The sequence below is a fragment of the Paenibacillus faecalis genome (assembly GCF_900289175.1).
GTDB lineage: Bacteria > Bacillota > Bacilli > Paenibacillales > Paenibacillaceae > Paenibacillus_AQ > Paenibacillus_AQ faecalis.
The window spans coordinates 219,765-239,998 of the sequence record NZ_LT985747.1 but is presented as its reverse complement, the minus strand read 5'-3'; the positions used below and the strand labels follow the sequence as shown (position 1 = coordinate 239,998).

Below are 20,234 nucleotides of genomic sequence, written 5' to 3'. Positions count from 1 at the left end.
TGGACGATGATCTAATACAATAAATGAAATGAACACGTTAACCACCCTTTCGTTAAATTTACAATAAATTCAAGAAGACCTCGTATGGACTGAATTTTATCACTGGAAACCTGAATATGTCAAACCTATTTTTACGAAATAAGGAAAAGGATGCATCTCATTTTGCGAGTTAGCGTACAAAAAAATTTGTAACCTTATGCAAATATGCGTTATGATAACATATAAAATATGAAATAAAGACTTGGGAACAGGCAAGCACCTTCAAAGGAGAGTATGTTAGCCATGATTATTGAAGTTAGCAATGAAGCGGCGCGTTGGTACAAGAAAGAACTTGATTTGAACGCCGGCACGTTTGTTCGTTTCTTTCCGCGCTACAGCTCCGGCGGCGGATTGCATCCCGGTTTTTCTCTTGGCATTTCGGTAGAAGAACCTGTTGATCCGGGAATAATAGAGCAGGCAGAAGATGTAACGTTTTACATGGAAGAGCATGATATGTGGTACCTGCGAGGATATGATCTTCACGTGAAGTATGAAGAATCCTTGGATGATATTTCTTATGTTTATACAGAAGAAGGCGCAGTAAACTAGGCGAGTGCTTGAAACTTAAGGCGCGCTAACCCTATGGGAAAGGAGGTTCCCGGGATGAGCGTATATCACCGTGATGTCCGTCAGTATATCGGCAAAAAGACGACGGTTGCAGTGAAAGCAGCTGTGATCGTACAAAATGGCGATAAGGAGATTTTGCTTCTGAAACGCCATGGTAAGGACGAATGGGGGCTTCCGATCGGCAGTATGAAACCCGGCGAATCCATGGAAGATGCCGCATCCAGAGAGCTTTGGGAAGAGACCGGACTTATTGCGGATGATATGCGATTAATCGACCTGTTATCAGGTCCACAATATGTAAGGAAAAAGTCAGGTGGAGATGAGGTGTATTACGTCATCGGTGTGTATGCTGCTGTAGGGCTGCGCAGCGCCATTGACCTTCCTTTGGAGAACGAAATATCACTAAAGTTTTGTCATCTGGACCGTTTGCCGGTGATGGATACCGTGTCTGTACATCTGCTCGGAAAAATCAGCAGTCAGTTGCATGAATATTGAATTACCGGTACTACCGGCAACGGTTTGGCCTCCCCGAAAGGGGATTTTTTTGACTCCGTATAAACGGTGTCGTTTTCATGTGAAATGAAAACTATTTTTACTTGCATAAACCCTTGCTTTTACATGAAGCAAGGGTTGCTACTTTATGTTTATTCTTCTTTATTCATCAATGACGAATCGATTGCGAAATCAAAATCGTCGATATCATAAACCTGAACCGCAATCGACGCATTGACGATGCGATGAATCAATTCATACTGATCCGTCAGCAGAGGGGCTTGTATTCGTTGTGCAGCTAATATCAGTTCGGTCTCAACAGGATCGAACAATTCCCCGTAAGGAGCTGTGTCCAGTGCGTTTAGAATCGATACCAGGGACATTTCACTCACGGGAATAGGAGGGCTTTTTGCCCAAGGGACCTGAAGTGCCCGGTCCATCTTTTTTTGGTTAAGCGGCTCCTCAAAGTATTGGATAAGTTCTGTTATTTTCTTTCGTACATACAGATCATCCGGTTCGGTATGCATAAGCGGTTCATCACTGCTTGTAAGCTCATATAACTCGAGGACTGTCTTATAAGGTATGATATATTCTACAGGCTTTCTCGGCACTAGCAGCTGCCCGTAAATCGCCAGCATAACGGCTTCCGTCACAAATACTGCACTCATGTTTATCCTCCTGCTGAACGCTGCTTAAAAATTAAGTTTAAAGATAATAAAGCATTGAAGCAGGAAAAAGTCAAATACAGGTCCTTCTTAAAGATGGATAGAAAGGGGGGCGCTCATTGAAATCATGGAAAATTTACTATCCATTTGTCAGGCCATATATTAAATGGATTGTGTTAACACTCATTATAGGGATGATCAAATTTTCGATTCCACTGTTGCTGCCGATGATTATGAAGTATGTCGTGGATGAGCTGTTAATCAACTCCCATATGGATGTGCAGCAAAAGTTGAACCAATTGATGATCCTGCTTGGAGGGACCTTGGTATTATTTATCGTTGTGCGGGGTCCAGTTGAATATTTTCGTCAATATTTTGCCCAGTTTATAACGAGTCGCGTTTTATTTGATATGCGTAACCGTCTTTACGCTCATCTGCAGCGCTTGTCTCTTAGATACTATCAGAATACGAAGGTAGGCGAGGCGATATCCCGTTTCATTAACGATGTCGAGCAGTCCAAAAATCTGGTCGAGGTAGGCATGATGAACATCTGGCTCGATATGTTTACACTGACATTCGTTCTTGCCGCGATGTTCTTTATGAATCCGCTGTTAACTCTTGTTGCTATCTCGGTATTGCCCCTGTATGCCATTGCGGTTAAGCTGCTGTACAAGCGCTTGAAGAAGCTGACCAAGGACCGTTCACAGGCACTGGCTGGAATCCAGGCCTATTTGCACGAACGGATTCAGGGAATCTCGGTGATCCGAAGCTTTACGCTGGAGCGTTATGATCAGGCCAAATTTGAAAATATCAACGGTAATTTTCTCAACAAAGCGATGGCCCAAACTCGTTGGAACGCTTTGACCTTTTCCGTTATTAATACGTTGACAGACATTGCGCCGATCCTGGTTATCGGTTATGGAGGCTACCGGGTGATTCAAGGGGATTTGACCTTGGGTACATTTGTTGCCTTTTTCGGTTATTTGGACAGGCTGTATGCACCTTTGCGCAGACTTATTAATTCATCGACGGTACTGACGCAGGCAACGGCCTCCCTGGAGCGGGTGAAGGAGCTGCTGGACGAGCCTTATGATATTGTAGATGATCCTCAGGCTAAAAAGCTGTCTTCCGCTGGCCGGATTGAATTTGACCGAGTCTGGTTTCGGTACAATGACGATGCAGGCTGGGTGCTTAAGGATATTCAACTGACGATTGAGCAGGGTCAGACGATCGCATTTGTGGGAATGAGCGGAGGTGGGAAGTCGTCCTTGATCAGCCTTATTCCGAGATTTTACGATGTGACGCAAGGAAGCGTGAAAATCAACGGTATCGATGTCCGGCAGGTTACGCTCGATAGTCTGCGCGGTTCAATCGGGATGGTGCTTCAGGATAATTTCCTGTTCAGCGGTTCAGTGCGAGAGAATATTTTGTTTGGCAATCCGGATGCAAGTGAAGAAGAAATCATGGAAGCTGCAAAATCTGCAAACGCACATGAGTTTATTATGGAGCTGCCACAGGGATACGATACGGAGGTCGGGGAACGGGGCGTTAAGCTGTCCGGTGGACAGAAGCAGCGGCTGGCGATTGCCCGTGTATTTCTCAAGGACCCTGATATACTGGTGCTGGACGAAGCGACATCCGCGCTTGATTTGGAATCCGAGCATTTGATCCAGCAGGCTCTTCAGTCGCTATCGACGAATCGGACGACGTTAATCGTAGCCCATCGTTTGTCTACCATCACACATGCCGATAAGATTGTCGTGCTGGAGAATGGACAAATTACGGAGCAGGGAACCCACAACGAGTTAATGAATCGGAATGGAAGTTATGCGAGGCTGTATAATGTGCAGCATTTGGAGCCGACGGAGAAGATGAGCCTCAGAGTTTAATTATAAAGCGAAAAACGTGCGCCCCGTGGATGTGGGACGCACGTTTTTTTTTAGCATACATGGTGATTTTTGAACATCTTCATTACTTGTTCTGCTGTGTAATTACATTCGTATACGACGATTGGATCGTGTCCAGTGTCTCACTATGTTTCACGATGTTGTTAGCAAGCGCAGTGAGCATGAAAAGGGCGATTGCGCCGAGCAATATTCTTTTGACCGTTACACTCCGAAGGCCGGAGATAAAGCCGGCTGCAAGAATAAAGAAGGCGAACAAATAGTGCCCTGCATACAGATAAAGATCATATTTGAAAGTGGACAAGCCGAACCCGATGACGATATGAAGCACAAATGCGAACAAAATATACGTCGCCATAGCCCAGGTCTCCCGCTTTTTGACTCCTTTTATAAATCCAAGCACAGCAAGCAGGAACAGACCGATTCCTACAATATGCACATAGAAGGGATAAGGTTTGGCAAGATCGGTTGCAAAGGCAACGATCCCCGGATCAATCAAGGCGACGTCCGGTGTCAGAACAGGACTTACCACGAGCATATAAAATGCTTTGGCATGCGCGGCGAATGAGAACGGGGTAACATAACTAAAAGCACCGCTGGAGAGCCCGCCGAAAACATTGGATAGCCAGGTTTTGCCCGAAAACAGCACATATTGCAGACCTGTAAAAGCAAAGATCATCATCAAGGCGGTGATCATAATGATCATGAACCACTTGAATGATGTTTTCTTGTTGTTCCGTTCAAAGAGACTAAAGAATAATGCACCTGCAAACGTAACAACATTGGTTGAAGTAATCCCGAAATTGACCAGTGTGTAAGTGGCATTGGAGAAGATCGGGAAGGACTGTTCCGCCCGACATTTTTGCAAATAGGCTGCTGAAAGCACAATGACAAACTGTGCGTAAGCATAGGAGTCCGGAATCAAGGAAGTGAAAATGCTATATGAGCTTACACCGAAAAAGGCTGCAAACAGCAGCGATACCATTTTGTCAGAACCGCTTCTGCGGAGCATGAAATAAACAAGCACCGTAGTAAGCGCATTGATCCCGGATTGCAGGAGCAAGTACAGCATATTGCCTATGGAATGACTTGATAAGTATGTTAGCGGTGCCGTTAGAAAGTTGACAAGCGGATGAATGACCGTCGCCTGCTGGCTTCCGTATTCCATCGATGGATCAAAATTAAACAGATTCAGCGAAAAAGGCGCACCGTAAAACGGGCTGTATGCACCTAACATCTCAGCGTTATTTTGTATGTATTGTACATAAGGTGTGTTCAAGAAGATATAAAACAGACAAAAGAAAATCCATAAAAAAAGAGCGGTAATATTGTCCTTCCTATCCCTGAAAAAATAATTGATAAACGTCATGTTAACCACCATTCTCCAAAATATTTGAATTACGATATTAAAAGGAGCAGTCCCGAAATGATAAAGACGACACCTGCAATCTTGATCATACCGATCGATTCTTTAAAAATAACCTTGGCAAACAGCAGTGCCCACAGGAAAGTTAAAGCATTGGCCGGCATGACAAGTGTATACGGCAGCTCTTTCAGCAGATAGATGTTCAGCAGTGCGCCGATTCCATAGGACGCAAAGCCAAAGAAGAGCAGAAGCAGTTTTTTCTGGGAGGTATAGCCTTTAAAGAATACACTGCCAAGAGAGCCGAACAAGGTCATCAGGATCAGAAGGAAATAGAGAAACAGTTCATTTTTCATAGGAAGTCAAAGTCACCCCGATTCCGAGAAGCACAACAGCCATCGTCTTTTTCAGTGTAATCGGTTCTCCAAGAAACAGATCTCCGTACACCAGTGCAACAATATAGCTGATACACATGAGCGGGTATGCTACCGAGAGCTTTTCCAAAGCCAGTGATTTGATCATGAAAATAGCACCGAGTCCGTAACAAACAAATCCGATCGCCATATAGATCAGATTGGTGTGTCCCCATTTCCAAAACAACTGACCTGTAGCGGTCAGAAATGCCGACACTACCATCAACCATTTACCGAGATGGCGGTAATGGCCGCCCTTCTTGTTTATAGACTCCATGTTAGTCCCTCACATCCTGCTGTTTGCTTATGATGATTGATCATATATCTATGCTTCACTAGCGATAGCATGGGCATATCCGAGTCGGAATCGGAGTATGCGCAGGAATGGTCATAATCTATAACCATACCTTTATCTTTTAGATAGCTTTTGATTCGGACGACCTTCTCCTCGCCCTTGCAGTTATTTCCCTCGATCATATGAGTAAACTGTTCCCCGCGTTTGATCAGGTTCGTGCCGATCACCCCATCCACCTCGTCCAATTGATTGAAATATTTCATATAAGCGTAAGGTGAAGCGGTGACTAGAAGAATATGATAGCCGGCTTCTTTTTTATTTCTCATCTCCAGTAAGGCTTCCGGGTATATGTAGGGCTTGATCATCGTATGAAAAAAATGCTCCAGGTCCTGTTCTTTCATATCATTTATAAAACGAAAATAATAGCTTTTTGCACGTTCGGCCTTTATCCATTTCAGCTTGTAAAAAATAGAATGGATGACGAGCGGAAACAGAAGATAAATCGAGAAAGGCTTCCTCTTCAGACCGTATAGCACAAATTGAAACATCGAATCTTTAGCGATGATCGTTTTATCTACATCAAATAAAGCAATCTTCTGGGTCATTGTTTATACATCCCTCGTTTATTTTACTCAAAATAAGCCAATATACCGATTACACTTCCCACATAGACGAGAACGGTAACCAGTATATGCATATCTTCAAACAGAATGCGGTCTGGTGCACCGCCTTTTTTCTCAATATGAATCAAGTACAAATATCGAAACATTCCGTAAATAACAAGCGGTATCGTCCACATCAGATGGATCGTTCTGCCGGATGTAAAGGTAAACAGCGAATAACTGATAATAGTAGCTGTTGTCACAATGCTGCTGAATTGATCTAGCAGCTCTACCGAGTAATGTTCGAGCACCTTACGATGGGAAGTCTTCTCATTCTCTAGCAGGACGAGCTCATGGCGCCGTTTGCCGATGGCGAGAAAGAGGGAGAGCAGCATCGTACACAGCAAAAACCAGGGTGTGAACGGAACATGAATGACCAGTCCGCCAGCAATAGCGCGAAGGACAAAGCCAGCAGCGATGATCATGATATCGATAATAACCACATGCTTAAGTCGAAGAGAATAGGCAACGTTCATTGCAAAATATAACACGAGCAGCGCGGTGAAAAGCGGGTTAAGAAAATAAGAGATCACCAGTGACGTGCTCAGCAGCAAGGCCCCGAACAAGAGGGCCAATGCCGGACTCAATTCACCTGAAGCCATGGGGCGATGCCGCTTGATTGGATGATTACGGTCCGCCTCTCGATCCATGTAATCATTCACGATATAGACGCAGCCTGATACGAAGCAGAGCAGGAAAAAACCGACAATGCTATCGATCAGAGAAGATGCATTGACCGTTTCGAAAGAAAATAACGGAGCTGCAAAAATAAGTAGATTTTTCGTCCATTGTTTTGGTCTTAGCTGTTTAAAAAGCAGAGATGGAACCTGCATTAAGGGAGCAGCAGCTTCCCTGGTATTCATATTGGACAATGGTTGTGACCTCCTAGTTTTCTTTACTTCACAAGGAATTTTTGGGATGAAGAGTTAAAATACGATAGCTATAATACCATAATAAGATATAAACACAAATAACCCACAAAAGGTTCACATTATTTTTAAGTGCCTTCTTGTGGGTTAATCGTTTAATACGCTGGTATTCGGTTTATAATTTACCGATTAACAAGGATAAAATACCTGCTGCAATGAGCGGTCCTACCGGAACCCCGCGAAATAGAGCGACGCCAAGGATCGTTCCGACCAAGAGACCGGCAACGATTGTTGGATTACTTGTCATCAGCGTGGCTCCACGCCCGCCTAAATAGGCAACGAGCATTCCAACCGCGATGGCGAGAAGGGATTTCCAGTTGAGAAAGGACTCGCCAATGACTTGCAGGCTCATTTTTCCGCTGGCCAGTGGCGACATAACCCCGATCGTTAGTATGATAATGCCGATGTTAAGGCCGTATTTCTCCAGCCACGGAAAAGCTTGATGAAAGCCGGAAACTCTCAGAAATAGCAGCGACAGCATCGCAATGGTTACAGGAGTATTGCTGCTGATAATTCCAAGTGCGGCCATAGCCAACAGGATGAGTGAGGTGACATCCATGGTGTACGCCAACTCCTTAAATATACTAAATGGTGTTACGTGAATTATAACTTGGTCACAAGATGTTCCGCGATTAAGCGGCCATGTAAACGTCCGGTTTCGATAAAAACTTCGTTTGCATTTCGTCCGGATGCGATGACGCCGGCAACGTATAATCCCGGAATGTTCGTTTCCATCGTTTCCGGATGGTAGCGCGGCTTCTCCATATCATCGTCGAGCTCCACACCGGCAGCGTTCAACAGCTCACGATCCGGACGGAAGCCTGTCATAGCAAGTACGAAATCATTATCAATGTTCTGCTCTTGGCCATCAAGTGAGGTAATGGTGATCGATGTTTCGGTAATCTCCGTTACTCTGGATTCCACAAACACCTTGATCTTTCCCTTGGTGACCATGCTTTCAAACTGAGGACGCACCCATGGCTTGATGTTTTCAGATACTTCTTTTCCCCGGTAAATAACGGATACTTCAGCCCCGACACGAATTAGCTCCATCGCAGCATCTACAGCAGAGTTGCTTCCACCGATTACAGCTGTTTTCATACCGGCATAAGGGTGAGCTTCCCGAAAGTAGTGGGTGACCTTTTCCAAGTTTTCACCAGGAATGCCGATATAATTCGGATGATCAAAGTATCCGGTGGAAATAATGACATTTCTGGCTTCGCGATAGCTTTCAACACCATTGCGCTTGCGTGTATGTACTCGAAAAGAGCCATCAGCCTGCTTCTCGATCGAAGTTGCCTCTTCATATGGCGAAAGGCTAAGGTTATAATGCTCGGCAACCTTGCGGTAGTATGCGAGTGCTTCATCCCGGTACGGTTTATCATTCGATGTGGAGAACGGGATATTTCCAATTTCCAGCATTTCGGCGGTGCTGAAAAATTGCATATGTGTCGGGTACAAAAAGATGGAGTGAACGATATTATGTTTATCAATAATTTCAGAGGATAGGCCCCGCTTGTTGCATTCTATAGCTGCGGACAAGCCGCAAGGACCCGCGCCGATAATTAGAACGTCTTGCATGATGAACCTCCTTGGTCAATAAACGTACACGAATAAATAGCATTAATAATCCTACCGTAATTATAGAAATAAATCCACCTTGATGGATATTGTTAAAGGAATCGCCGCATAAAGCTTGGCTGTTGTTGACAGTGGACTGTATTTTCATTACCATCTAATTAGATATATATCAAATTAGAATCTGAATTGTAATTACAATGCCCATATCTTTGTCAAAGAGGTGGTTTCATGCAGTTGGAGAAGATCGTGGATGTTCATAAATTGCTTGGTGATCCCAATCGGATGAAAATTTTAATGCTTTTGAATAGGGGAGAAATCAACGGCCAGTCGCTGGCGGAGAAGCTGGGTTTGTCACAGCCTACAGTAACACATCATGCTTCCAAGCTACGGGAAGCGTCCTTAATTCGTGAACGAAGAGACAAGAATACGATATATTTTTCCTTGAATCCGGAGTTTATCAAGCAATTCCACCAGGCGTCCCTGTCGTTTATTTTTGGAAAGGAAGGAGAGGATATGGCAATGAAAGACCAAGCATCCGTCGTAAAAGAGACCGTATTAAACAATTTTTTTGCGAAAGACGGCAGTTTGCGGCAAATACCTGCGCAGTACAAGAAAAAATTGATTATATTGGAGCACTTGGCTGAAAAGCTGGAATTCGGACGAGAATACAGTGAACAGGAAATAAACGACTTCATCAAGCCGTTTCATGACGATTTTGCGACGATTCGCCGCGAGTTTATCATGCATCATTTCATGTACCGGAACAATGGGATTTATGTGCTCAATCCGCGTGAAATGTGGAGTGATTGGAAACAGGTGAGATAGACAGCCAGATAGCTGGTTGAATGACTAGATTCATTAGCAAGGCTTAAGCACCTTCCTTAACGGTTTCATGAACGGGACTAGAAGCCCATAACCGAATAGGAAGGTGTTTGTTTACTTACGGCAGCTCAATATCGATATCCCCGGATTGGGTATCGGTGCGGCCCCTCGGACGATTCCTGAAGATAGGTGGTGCAGTATCCCTCTTTGACAAGTTTGCGTAAAAGCGTGTCGAGCGTACCTTTGGCAACCTCGATGTGACGGGATACGGACTGTGCCCGTTCATAACCGTATTGATCTTTACGGTGGATGAGTACAAGCACACACAGCTCAAGATTTAAGTTTAATAGGTAAATTTTGAGTTTAATAGGAAATATAAGGGATAATATGTACAAAGTTGAACATAAGGAGTGAACGGCGTGTCGTCCATTGATCGTTTTATATTAAAGAAACTGGACAACTGTCAAGAGCTGCGTACTCAGATGAATTTGGTTAAACTTCTGCAAATTCGGATTTATAAAGCGCAAATGGCCGAAGAACATGTTATGATTCATAGGAAGGATACATAATAGATGGAACTTTTTCTTCTTTAACAAGTTTTATTGGCCTAGAAGACAAAAAGGGCTATCCCCCTTTTTAAAAGAGAGATAGCGCAAGAGAGTCGTTTTCGCTTTTACTATGAAGAATGGCCTCTGAGCCCACGATTTCTATACTGATGAGGGAATTGAGACATTTTTGCAGCGCTTTTTTTCCGTTACGAATTTTATGATCAAGCGCGTTCGTTAAAAGCTTCAACACCTTATTTACCGATTGCTTGTTTTCTGTTGTAAAATATACGGGTACCGCTTTGTTTTGAAACATAATCAGTGTTTTCATCAAATCACCTCACGAAAAGATTTATTTCATGATATTTGCATTATAAACGGCCAATCTTAAAATAACCTTAAAATGAAAGAATTAATCGGGGAGTGTTTTTAGGAGAGTGACATTTCTGTGAACTCTCTTTTTTTGCGCGAAACAGTTTGAGGATTATATGAAAGTAAAGACTATTTTCCTCCTATGAATTGGAATTTAGTTCTTTAGGTTCATATAAAAAAGTAAGAAAATAGGATAATGGGAATATGACACAAATTGACAGGAAGAAGCGGAGAGTGATATAGTTACAATAATGTAACCTATTTTTATAATCTATGATATAGGTGTTGGCCTTTTTCATAGGGAATATCTTATGATTATGATATTTGATTATGATATTTTAGAAGGGCAGGAACGATTGAGAGATGATTCTTACTGTAATAAGCGGGCGCAACGAAGAAGATTGGTTTGACATATCCGTACCGGATGAATGTTCGGTGACAAGACTGATTGAACTGCTCGGACTCCGCCTGTTTCAAGAGCATCCAAGCACCGGTATACAATACATATTAGAAGCCAAGTTTCCTGAGGGCTTATGGTTTGCGGTTGACGGGAACTTAGGAGTTGTCGAAGCCGGGCTTCGAGAAGGTGCTTATATCCGGCTTCAGCGCGCTTTTTCAACAACGGAAGAAGAGGCTCCGGTGTACGGCCGCAGAATGCTGTTTCAAGAGGATTAAAAATGGGTATTAACCCATTGATTTCATCGGAAATCAATTAAAATACATATTGTAATGAACATGATGATCTGGATAAAGGGGAGGAAAGAATGAACGTCTTATATCAGCGTTCGCCACGAATTAAACCGGCTCTACCCAAAGAAGAAATGGAGATACTCAGACCTCCTTCAGAGCCCAGCAAACCTTCGTTCTCCATGATCTCACTCATTATTCCGGTCATAATGACGGCGGTTACGATCGGATTTTATGTTTACATGAATATGAGCGGGAACATGTATCGCAGCAATTACATGATGTTTCAGATGTTATCCATCTTTATGATGCTAACCTCGTATACTTTGCCCTTTTTTTTATATTTGGGTAACAAAAAAACTTATCAGCAGAAAATGTCTGAGCGAAACCTTAAATATCGTGCCCAGCTGGACATTCACCGTGAAGAGCTGAAGGAGAAGCAGCAGAACCAGGTGGAAATTATGTTCGAAATTCACGGAGACCCTGACGTATGCTACCAGGTTGTAAAGAACCGGAGCAGCTCTTTGTGGGAAAGATCCCCGGAGGATGTTGATTTTCTTGAGGTTCGGGTTGGAAAGGGAACGGTTCCCTTTCATATACAGGTACGTGCCCCCAGAGCCGATGGCTATGAGAAAGATCCTTTAATTGAAGCAGCCCAGGAGCTTGCTGGTGAATTTCAGACAGTTGATGAAGCTTCTATCACTTTGCCTTTATTTGAATCCAAGGTCATCGGTGTAGTTGGTGGAAGAGACAATGTTTTGAATATGCTGCGTGTCATCATGGCGCAGACAGCTGTGCGACACTCTCCTGATGAAGTCAAAGTGGCTGCTTTTTATGAAGAAAAGGAAGCTCAAGACTTTGATTGGCTCCGCTGGCTTCCGCATACCTGGGACGATGATCGTTCTTTGAGGTATTTGGCTGATCGGCGAAGCAGCGGTCATCAGCTTGCGGATGAAATTTTCATGCAGTTGTATCGCCGCAGAAACAACCGTTCAGATTATGGGAAAAAATCAATTACCATACCGGCATATGTCGTTATTTTATCGAGCGCATCATTAATTGAAGAGGAACCGCTTCTGCCGCTTCTGCTTGAAGAAGGTGAAGCCGTTGACGCTGTCACGATCATTTTGTCAGATCGGAAGGAAAACCTTCCGATGCATTGTCAATTGATCGTTGAGGTTGAAAGGGAGCAGGCCGCTTACACAATCAAGAAAGATGGCATGGCTTTACAGCAGTCATTTAGGGTGGATGAAATGAGCCGTAAACAAATAGAAGTTCTGGCTCGCTACATGGCACCTATTCGTTTAAAGCGTTCATCGGCCTCGGACATACCTCCGGTATTAACGCTGTTTGAGATGATGGAAATCCAAAAAATTTCCGAGCTTGATGTGAAGCGCCGTTGGGAGAACAATCGTTATCCGGATACGTTGCCTGTACCGATGGGGGTACGAGCGGGCAATAAGAAAATAAACCTGAATTTACATGATAAAATTGAAAGACAAGGACACGGACCGCACGGGTTGATTGCCGGTACGACCGGCTCGGGAAAAAGTGAAGTCATTCAGTCGATTGTAGCTTCCCTTGCTGCTGAATTCCATCCGCATGATCTTGCATTTATGCTTATCGATTATAAAGGCGGAGGGATGTCCAACACTTTTCTCAATTTGCCTCACGTTGTAGGAACCATTACGAACCTCGACAATAACTTGATTGAACGCGCCAAAATTTCGTTAAAAGCAGAACTCGTCCGAAGACAAAAAATATTGAATGATGCCGGGAACTTGCAGCATATCGATGAGTATTACAAACTACTCCGCAGCAGGCATGGGGAACCGCTTCCTCATCTGGTCATTATCATTGACGAGTTCGCACAGCTTAAAAAAGACCAGCCGGAGTTTATGGACGAACTGATCAGTATTGCCGCTATTGGTAGAACACTGGGAGTCCATCTTATTTTGGCTACACAAAAGCCGGCAGGTGTAGTAGATGACAAAATATGGAGCAACTCACGCTTTCGAATCTGCTTAAGGGTTCAAAGTGAGGGCGATAGCCGGGATATGCTGAAAATACCGAATGCAGCCTGGATCAATAAGCCTGGTCGCGGATATTTTCAGGTCGGCAGTGACGAAGTGTTTGAAGAGATGCAGTTTGCCTGGAGTGGCGCGCCTTATATAGAAGAGCAGGATGATGATGGCATGATTGTCATTCGTGAGGTGCGTTTGAACGGCAAGACTGAGCCGATGCTTGCTTCCGTCAGCGCTTCGGGTGCTCATCGGGATGAGGTTCCGAAACAGCTGCAAGTTTTTATTGACCGTCTGTCAGATATAGCGGAGGAAGAGGGCATTGAAAGATTGCAGGGGCCGTGGTTGCCGCCGCTTCCTGAAAGCCTCGATCTGGATGAGGTTTTGTCTGCTTCTGATCATAAAGCCGCTCCTGTCTTTGGAGATGTTGCACTGATCGCACAGATCGGTATGCTTGACGATCTTCCAAATCAATGTCAAAAGCCACTTAGCTTAAATATGGAGCAAAGTCATTGGGCAGTATATGGGATGCCTGGATTAGGGAAAACAACGTTTGTTCAGACGCTGCTTATGTCTTTGGCTAGGCAATATTCCCCTGATCAGTGGCATGGATATATTATAGATATGGGACGAATGATGCGAGACTTTATCGGTTTACCGCATATAGGTGGTGTCATGACGACCGAGGAAGATGATCGGATCAAGCGATTATTCCGGTTTTTGACGAAAACGGCAACGAAGCGTAAAGATCTGATTGCTGATGCAGGGGTGAAGACCATCTCAGCATACCGCCGGGCGATGTCGCTTCACGTCCCTCAGTTGGTGATCGTTATTGACGGCTACCTCAATTTTCGAAATACGTACCCGGATGAAAATGATGTACTGGAATATTTGCTCCGTGAAGGTGGCAGTTTAGGTATTACTTTTGTGATAACCGCCAACCGGATTTCTGATATGTTTGAAAAAGTACGAAGCAATATTTCACAAGCCGTTTCATTCGAACTGGCAGATCCTGCGGATTATTACTATGCTGTGGGGCGACCGTCCAGAGCGCCAAGCCAGCTTCCGCCGGGAAGAGGTCTTGTGAAAGGACAGGTACCGCCGCTGGAGTTTCAAACAGCTATGCCTGCATCCGGAAAGGATGAGGGAGAGCGCTCAGCTGAGCTTCGCTCTATGATTGCTCGATTAAAAAGCTCGTGGAATGGAGGCGTTGCCCCGTCGATTGATCCGCTTCCAGAGAAAATAGGGCTTTCGGAGCTTTTGAAATTGGATCGGCCTTTTGAAAATGTAGCTGGTACATCCAAGTATCAGGTTCCTGTAGGTTTATCCACTGATGATTTGTCTCCATTCTTGGTCGATCTGGAAGAAGGCCCGCATTTCGTGGTGGCCAGCCCGATGGAAGGCGGAAAAACCTCATTTCTGCTCAGCTGGATACTCTCGCTAGCTTACCATGCTTCACCGGAGGAAATTGAAATCTATACGGTGGATACAAGATATGGAAGCAGTGGACTCAGCCGCTTGAATCACCTGCCTCATGTAAAAGGGTATGCTGAGAATGAGGAGGATCTTGGACCGCTTATTGCCGGGCTGTACGAGAAAGTGCAGAATCGAACAAAGGATGGGAATGATCCGGCTATTCTGCTCATGATTGATGACGCAGACGTGATGAGTAAGCAATTGAATGATTTTACGATAAAAGATCAATTATCATCGATCGTCAGACTTGGCCGGGATCGAAAAGTACATGTTGTGCTTTCCGGTGTTCCAGCTGATTTCCCGACTTTCGGTGTCGATTGGTTTACGGATGTTAAAGCATCGCAATCGGGATTTTTATTCGGTACTTTGGATTCGAATGATTTGTCCTTCTTTAGGATCCCTTTTTCGGAGTCTGCGAATAGTCCCGGAGGACTAAAAATACTGCCGCCGGGCCAAGGGTACTATGTAAAACGAAAATTTTCCAGAATTAAAGGCGCAGTTCCGTTTGACGAACAGTGGAACGCCCAAAAGTGGGTCACAGAAATTCGTGACCGATGGCATGTTGTAGTTTGAGGGGAGGTGGCTCATAATGTTGACGATTCATGCTTCCAAGCAGGAGACCGTGACGCTGAATGATAAAGAATTTTTCTTCTTAGCTGGCATTCTTGGTTCGGATCGTCTCCTTGGGGTGGAAGATCCTTTTGTCGGATATTTAACCGAGGAGATTGTAGAGGAATGGGAGGCTTCGAAAAATTCACTTCTCGAAAAGCGCTATTTAATACGTGAGGAAAGCGGAGAACTGTCAATTCCGCCTGAAGTGTTTTCCCGTGTTGCCATTGCGGGACTGGCTGAGCGTGCCTGTTGGTTGAAATATGAGAACAGACAAATGTCCTTTGAAGGATATTTACACGTAACTGACGAACAAGTTATACAAGTTTGCAAGTGTGATACAAATGATCGATGCTATACACTTAGTGATCTTGGCTCGATTGAAGATACATGTAACAAATTGGTTGAAGAGTTGGCTCTTAGTGATCAATCTTTGGGGGAAATACCAGCGTTACTGCTTAGTCGAAAGGAATTTTCGGATATATATACCTGCGCTTCCGATATGAATTTTGATGAACTCAGCGACAGGTTAGCCAGATTGACCAATGATATGGAAGGTTCGATTGCACTGGCAAAATGTTTGAAAAACCGGGTTTCTTTCGGGGAACTTCAGCTGTCAAAATGGAACGGGTATAACTGGGAGAGTCAAAATGCAGCATTTATCGTGGATGATTCCATGAATTGGCTGCTGCGTATGAGTCTTCAGGGCGATCAGGATTGGCTGACCGCAGCACCTGCAACAAAGGAGCAATTTCATCACATGCTTCTCATGTGGCTGAAGCAGTAACGGAGCCCGTATGAAAGGTGAGGACCTATGCGTATATCTGTCGAACCGGAGTTGCTCCGGGCATTAAGCCGTCAGCTTCATCAATCCGGCGAACAATACGTTGCTATTACGAATCAACTTCATCAAGCAATCAGTTCGCTTGTTTGGGAAACTTCAATGAAAGCGGCGGTTATTGATGAATGGCAGTCTGCCCAGCGGCTGGGAGAGAATTTGGGAGCTCTTCTGGTACAGATGGGCAAGCAGTTGCAAATGAAAGCCGATCAGTTTCAAGAAGCTGATCATCAATATCAAAGTATTTTGGAACATGCCATGGTAGGTGAGGTTTCGCCTATTGCTCTATTTGCGGCTTCCAAGCAAGAAGGAAGAAATTCCATTTTGCCGGAGTCGGGTACATCCGGTTCTGTTATCTCCAATCCAAGCACGGCCGCAGCTGCGGTGGGCATGAACGCTTTGGATGGCGGAGACTCAGCCAAGCAAGCTGCTTTAAATGGGCAAGGTTGGACATTCACCGACCCTTCTAATGTTAGTGTTGCCTACTGATTCATTTAATGGAATGAAATGGTTTCATTTATGGGTCGTTGGGGGTATCTGGAAATTAGGTCTGAGGACATTTTGTAAATCTTACCAACATAGGCTAAGATGACAATTGTTACATCTGAACCGAAATTTTAAGGAGGTACATACATGGCAGGTCGTATTTTAATAACGCCAGAACAAGTTGAACAAGTTGCAAACCAATTTAAGCAAAGCAGCGAGCAGAGTCAACAGATCGTTAACAGTCTGACCCAATCCGTAAACGGGATGGAAGGACAATGGGACGGTATGACGAAGCAGCGCTTTTTCCAGGAGTTTCAGGAAGCTAGCCGCTTGATGAACTCTTTCGTGCTTACGCTCGAAAGCATCAGCACAGAGCTGAAGGCGATTGCCCAAAAGTTCCGCATGGCAGACGAATCTCGTTAATGTTCAATTGGGCTTTATTGGTATATCATAAGTTCACAATTCAAGAAAAACCGGGTGCTCAAGCTGACTCCCGGTTTTCTTGCAATCCTGAAGAATCTATCTATCAGAAGCCTGAATCTATTTAAAAATTGAACGAAGAATAGAGGGGATGTTCATGACTTTTCAGCCGAATCCGGGCGATGAGATCATCATTAACGGAACGGCCTATACGGTGGGCCAGCATCCTGCCGCCCCGGGATTGGCCTATGCTCAAGCCGGAAGGCAGGGCATCGTTTATCAATTATTGCCCGTGAATGGGGAATTACACGAGGCGAAAGCTCTTAAGGTATTCTTCCCTAAATTCAGAATTCCAGCGATGGTATATCAGTCGGAGCATATGGCTAATTACCGGGAAATCCCCGGTTTGCAGGTATGCAGCCGCGATGTGCTCACTCCCGAAAGAAACGGAGATTTGATTGCGGATTACCCGGACTTGCTGTATGCCGTAATTATGCCATGGATACATGGAATTACATGGTTCGATGTAATCAGTGACCAGCGTACCCTTGGCCGGGGTGAGGCACTTATGTTGGCAAAGGCGCTGGCTGCCATTGGTTCAAGTATGGAGCAGCGCGGTTTGGCACATTGCGACTTGTCTGCGCCAAACGTCATGCTTCCGTTTTTTTCGGAAGTGAAGCTACCCGAGGGCTCTGCAGCTGTCGAACTCGTAGATGTTGAGCAGATTTATAGTCCCAAGATGGATCGGCCCGATGTACTGCTTGCGGGATCGCCCGGTTACGCTGCACATCGTACGGTGCACAGCGGATTATGGAGTGCTTATGCCGACCGATTTGCAGGGGCCATTATCATAGCTGAAATGCTGGGATGGAGCGATCAGACGGTCGTCGGGAAATCATGGGGTGAAAGCTATTTTGACCAGCATGAAATGCAGACTCCGTGTGAGCGGTATTTCTTGTTAAAGAAATCTCTGGGACAGCGCTGGGGTGCGGGTATTTCAGATTTGTTCACCCGTGCATGGGACAGCCAGGACCTGAGCAGTTGTCCGACCTTTGGAGAATGGTTAGTTGCATTGTCAGCGGTGTCTGAGGAAGAGGTTGTTGAAGAGACTGCTGAAGATGCAGTCGCTGCCGCCTCTTCTGCTGATGAAGAAGATGGGAAGCAGTCTTCTGAACCAGGCGATGCCTCTGTGCTTGATCATGAATCGCTTGGAATCATCCCGGGGAACGGGGAAGTCAATGACGATGTTGTGGATCGTCTCTTTCATCAGGCACGTGATTTAGAGAATGCAGGCAACCTTCAAGGAGCGCTGGAAATTTTCCGATCGGCATACCATTTTGTGAAAAAAGACAGTCCGCTTGAGGTCGAACTGGCATCGGCGATTCAAGGGCTTGAGCAGCAACTGAACCTGCCTGATCCGGGTGACCAAGGCTGGCGAGCACTTATTCGCTCCAGGAAGTTCATGCTTTCTGCCGCTGCGGCTGTTGTTATTCTGGCAGGTTCCGCTTTTACTGTAAACAGTATTTTGGCGGACAAGGCCGAATCCAAGCAAAAAGAAGCTCAATTAGCTGCTGCTAGGGAAGCCGAAGAAGCTGAGGCAGAACGTAAGCAGCGGGAGGCAGAGAAACAGAAGGCCGAAGAAGCCAGACGTCAGGAAGAAGAAGCGAAGAAAGAAGCTGAACGCAAGAAGGCTGAAGCTGCGCTGGCGGCTGAAAAGGAGAAAAAGTCGAAGCAAGCTGCAGAAAAGGCTAAGTTCCAGGAGAAATATGACAAACAGGCGAAGTACGAAGCGTATCTCGCACAGTTGGAAGAGAAAAAGAAGAAGAAGCTTCTGCAGGAAGAAAACGACAAACAAGCAAAGACTGAAGCAAATGTAGCTGAGGCTGAGGCAGAAAAGAAGAAGCGTCAGGCCGATGCTGAGGCTGCGGCTGCCGCAAGAACAGCTGCAGAAAAGGCGGCTGCTGCCAATAAAGAAAAGGCTCGCAAAGCTCAAGCTCAGGCCAAAGCCAAGGCAGAAAAGGCAGAGCGGTTAAAAAAGCAGCGTTCCCAAGCGGTTGTAGAGCTGATTGCAATGTACAACAGGGCTTATAATGCTCAGGTTGCAGGCAATAAGGACAGAGCTGAAAATTATGCGCGCGAATTTGTCAGTATGTATCAAAAAGACGCGGGTTATTACAATACGGTAGGCAGTATGCAAGCTCGTTTGAACAATGCTAAACATTTTATTAACGACAACAATTTTTGGATGCCAAAATTATGACATATCAAAAATGCAGGGGTGTTCTACGTGAACTACAAGATACAAGCATCGCAGCGCACGCCAGCGCTTATAATATATTTGATTGATATCAGTGCCTCAATGAATATGCTGATGGAAGGACGAAGACGGATTGATATCGTATATGATGCTTTGTCCTTGGCGATTCGGCAGATGGTGTTCCGCTCAACGAAGGGAAATCGTCTTACGCCTCGTTACAGAATAGCTTTGCTTGCTTATAGTGATGATGTGTACGATCTGTTGAACGGAATTAAAGGCATTGATGAGATCGCAGCGATCGGCTCCTTGCCGGACCTGACTCCAAAACGTTTTTCGGACTCTGCGAAAGCGTTTCTTCAAGCGGAGAGAATACTGCAGAAAGAAATCCCGAATATGCAAGATTGCCCGGCACCGCTCGTCTGCCATATGACAGACGGCGTATCTACAGGTGAAGATCCTGAGCCGATCGCCCGGCGTATTATGAGCATGAGTGTGCCGGACGGAAATGTGCTAGTCGAAAATATTTTTATCTCAGATCATCTGATGAGCGAGCCCGTGACTGAACCGAGACGCTGGAAAGGGATATTGCCGGACACAACGCTGGAGGATGAGCATGCCAGAAAATTAAAAAAGATGACATCTATACTCCCGGAGAGTTATCGTGAAATGCTGGTGGAAGCTGATTATCAATTAAGTCCCGGCGCACTCATGATGCTTCCTGGAACATGTGCAGAGCTGGTCTCCATCGGCTTTCAGATGTCAGCAGCGACACCGGTCAGGTAGAGCCTATG

The 20,234-nt window shown here is 45.1% G+C and carries 21 protein-coding genes and 1 pseudogene; 12 read left to right on the top strand and 10 right to left on the bottom strand.

From position 1 onward, the window contains the following. Positions 1 to 282 precede the first annotated feature (282 nt). Entirely contained in the window at positions 283 to 588 is a 306-nt protein-coding gene (locus tag C8268_RS01150; protein WP_106765974.1) for a HesB/YadR/YfhF family protein, read from the top strand. 54 nt (positions 589 to 642) lie between these two features. Further along, positions 643 to 1,101, top strand: a complete 459-nt coding sequence (locus C8268_RS01145) for an NUDIX domain-containing protein (RefSeq protein ID WP_106765973.1) — start codon at positions 643 to 645, stop codon at positions 1,099 to 1,101. Between the two features lie 149 nt (positions 1,102 to 1,250). On the opposite strand, the gene C8268_RS01140 is transcribed toward C8268_RS01145, so the two are convergent. Next, the gene (locus C8268_RS01140) at positions 1,251 to 1,766 is read right to left on the bottom strand and encodes an ADP-heptose synthase (RefSeq protein ID WP_106765972.1); all 516 of its coding nucleotides are present in this window, start codon (positions 1,764 to 1,766) and stop codon (positions 1,251 to 1,253) included. Positions 1,767 to 1,882: 116 nt separating this feature from the next. On the opposite strand from C8268_RS01140, the gene C8268_RS01135 reads away from it, so the two are divergent. Next, on the top strand, positions 1,883 to 3,652 hold the full coding sequence (locus tag C8268_RS01135) for an ABC transporter ATP-binding protein (RefSeq protein WP_106765971.1): 1,770 nt from the start codon (positions 1,883 to 1,885) through the stop codon (positions 3,650 to 3,652). 82 nt (positions 3,653 to 3,734) lie between these two features. Here C8268_RS01135 and C8268_RS01130 read toward each other — a convergent pair whose 3' ends face one another. From C8268_RS01130 to C8268_RS01100, 7 genes are all read right to left on the bottom strand, one after another. Then, a complete protein-coding gene (locus C8268_RS01130; protein ID WP_106765970.1) occupies positions 3,735 to 5,036 on the bottom strand; it encodes a DUF6080 domain-containing protein in 1,302 nt (433 codons plus the stop codon). A 29-nt stretch (positions 5,037 to 5,065) separates the two neighbouring features. Then, complete coding sequence (locus C8268_RS01125; RefSeq protein ID WP_106765969.1) at positions 5,066 to 5,386, bottom strand: EamA family transporter; 321 nt, start codon at positions 5,384 to 5,386, stop codon at positions 5,066 to 5,068. Then, positions 5,376 to 5,720, bottom strand: coding sequence for an EamA family transporter (locus tag C8268_RS01120; protein WP_106765968.1), 345 nt, complete (start codon positions 5,718 to 5,720; stop codon positions 5,376 to 5,378). Before C8268_RS01120 ends, C8268_RS01125 begins: the two co-directional genes overlap by 11 nt. Beyond that, positions 5,708 to 6,343 (bottom strand): HAD family hydrolase, encoded by a 636-nt coding sequence (locus C8268_RS01115; RefSeq protein WP_106765967.1) that lies wholly within the window; start codon positions 6,341 to 6,343, stop codon positions 5,708 to 5,710. Before C8268_RS01115 ends, C8268_RS01120 begins: the two co-directional genes overlap by 13 nt. A 23-nt stretch (positions 6,344 to 6,366) precedes the next feature. Further along, the gene (locus C8268_RS01110) at positions 6,367 to 7,263 is read right to left on the bottom strand and encodes a decaprenyl-phosphate phosphoribosyltransferase (protein ID WP_199794898.1); all 897 of its coding nucleotides are present in this window, start codon (positions 7,261 to 7,263) and stop codon (positions 6,367 to 6,369) included. A gap of 181 nt (positions 7,264 to 7,444) precedes the next feature. Continuing rightward, on the bottom strand, positions 7,445 to 7,888 hold the full coding sequence (locus C8268_RS01105; protein WP_106765965.1) for a DUF441 domain-containing protein: 444 nt from the start codon (positions 7,886 to 7,888) through the stop codon (positions 7,445 to 7,447). A gap of 44 nt (positions 7,889 to 7,932) precedes the next feature. Further along, positions 7,933 to 8,910 (bottom strand): YpdA family putative bacillithiol disulfide reductase, encoded by a 978-nt coding sequence (locus tag C8268_RS01100; protein ID WP_106765964.1) that lies wholly within the window; start codon positions 8,908 to 8,910, stop codon positions 7,933 to 7,935. A 228-nt stretch (positions 8,911 to 9,138) separates the two neighbouring features. Here C8268_RS01100 and C8268_RS01095 point away from each other — a divergent pair, with 228 nt between their 5' ends. Further along, a complete protein-coding gene (locus C8268_RS01095; protein WP_106765963.1) occupies positions 9,139 to 9,735 on the top strand; it encodes a DUF2087 domain-containing protein in 597 nt (198 codons plus the stop codon). A gap of 152 nt (positions 9,736 to 9,887) precedes the next feature. On the opposite strand, the pseudogene C8268_RS01090 reads toward C8268_RS01095, so the two are convergent. Further along, a pseudogene (locus C8268_RS01090) lies at positions 9,888 to 10,100 on the bottom strand (PadR family transcriptional regulator); the annotation flags it as partial. 51 nt (positions 10,101 to 10,151) lie between these two features. Between C8268_RS01090 and C8268_RS22845 the strand changes: the two are divergent. Then, a complete protein-coding gene (locus tag C8268_RS22845) occupies positions 10,152 to 10,301 on the top strand; it encodes a hypothetical protein (protein WP_199794793.1) in 150 nt (49 codons plus the stop codon). Positions 10,302 to 10,368: 67 nt separating this feature from the next. Here C8268_RS22845 and C8268_RS01085 read toward each other — a convergent pair whose 3' ends face one another. Continuing rightward, on the bottom strand, positions 10,369 to 10,608 hold the full coding sequence (locus tag C8268_RS01085; RefSeq protein WP_106765962.1) for a hypothetical protein: 240 nt from the start codon (positions 10,606 to 10,608) through the stop codon (positions 10,369 to 10,371). A gap of 404 nt (positions 10,609 to 11,012) precedes the next feature. On the opposite strand from C8268_RS01085, the gene C8268_RS01080 reads away from it, so the two are divergent. The 7 genes from C8268_RS01080 to C8268_RS01050 all read left to right on the top strand — a co-directional run bounded on the left by C8268_RS01080 (position 11,013) and on the right by C8268_RS01050 (position 20,226). Continuing rightward, entirely contained in the window at positions 11,013 to 11,324 is a 312-nt protein-coding gene (locus C8268_RS01080) for a hypothetical protein (RefSeq protein WP_106765961.1), read from the top strand. Between the two features lie 89 nt (positions 11,325 to 11,413). Beyond that, positions 11,414 to 15,406, top strand: a complete 3,993-nt coding sequence (essC, locus tag C8268_RS01075) for a type VII secretion protein EssC (RefSeq protein ID WP_106765960.1) — start codon at positions 11,414 to 11,416, stop codon at positions 15,404 to 15,406. A 16-nt stretch (positions 15,407 to 15,422) separates the two neighbouring features. Next, positions 15,423 to 16,229 (top strand): hypothetical protein, encoded by an 807-nt coding sequence (locus C8268_RS01070; protein WP_106765959.1) that lies wholly within the window; start codon positions 15,423 to 15,425, stop codon positions 16,227 to 16,229. 27 nt (positions 16,230 to 16,256) lie between these two features. Beyond that, complete coding sequence (locus C8268_RS01065; RefSeq protein WP_106765958.1) at positions 16,257 to 16,769, top strand: WXG100 family type VII secretion target; 513 nt, start codon at positions 16,257 to 16,259, stop codon at positions 16,767 to 16,769. Between the two features lie 144 nt (positions 16,770 to 16,913). Further along, entirely contained in the window at positions 16,914 to 17,189 is a 276-nt protein-coding gene (locus C8268_RS01060) for a WXG100 family type VII secretion target (RefSeq protein ID WP_106765957.1), read from the top strand. A 154-nt stretch (positions 17,190 to 17,343) separates the two neighbouring features. Continuing rightward, on the top strand, positions 17,344 to 19,446 hold the full coding sequence (locus C8268_RS01055) for a serine/threonine protein kinase (RefSeq protein ID WP_106765956.1): 2,103 nt from the start codon (positions 17,344 to 17,346) through the stop codon (positions 19,444 to 19,446). A gap of 27 nt (positions 19,447 to 19,473) precedes the next feature. Continuing rightward, positions 19,474 to 20,226: a vWA domain-containing protein gene (locus tag C8268_RS01050; protein ID WP_106765955.1), complete on the top strand. Its 753-nt coding sequence runs from the start codon at positions 19,474 to 19,476 to the stop codon at positions 20,224 to 20,226. Positions 20,227 to 20,234: the final 8 nt, after the last annotated feature.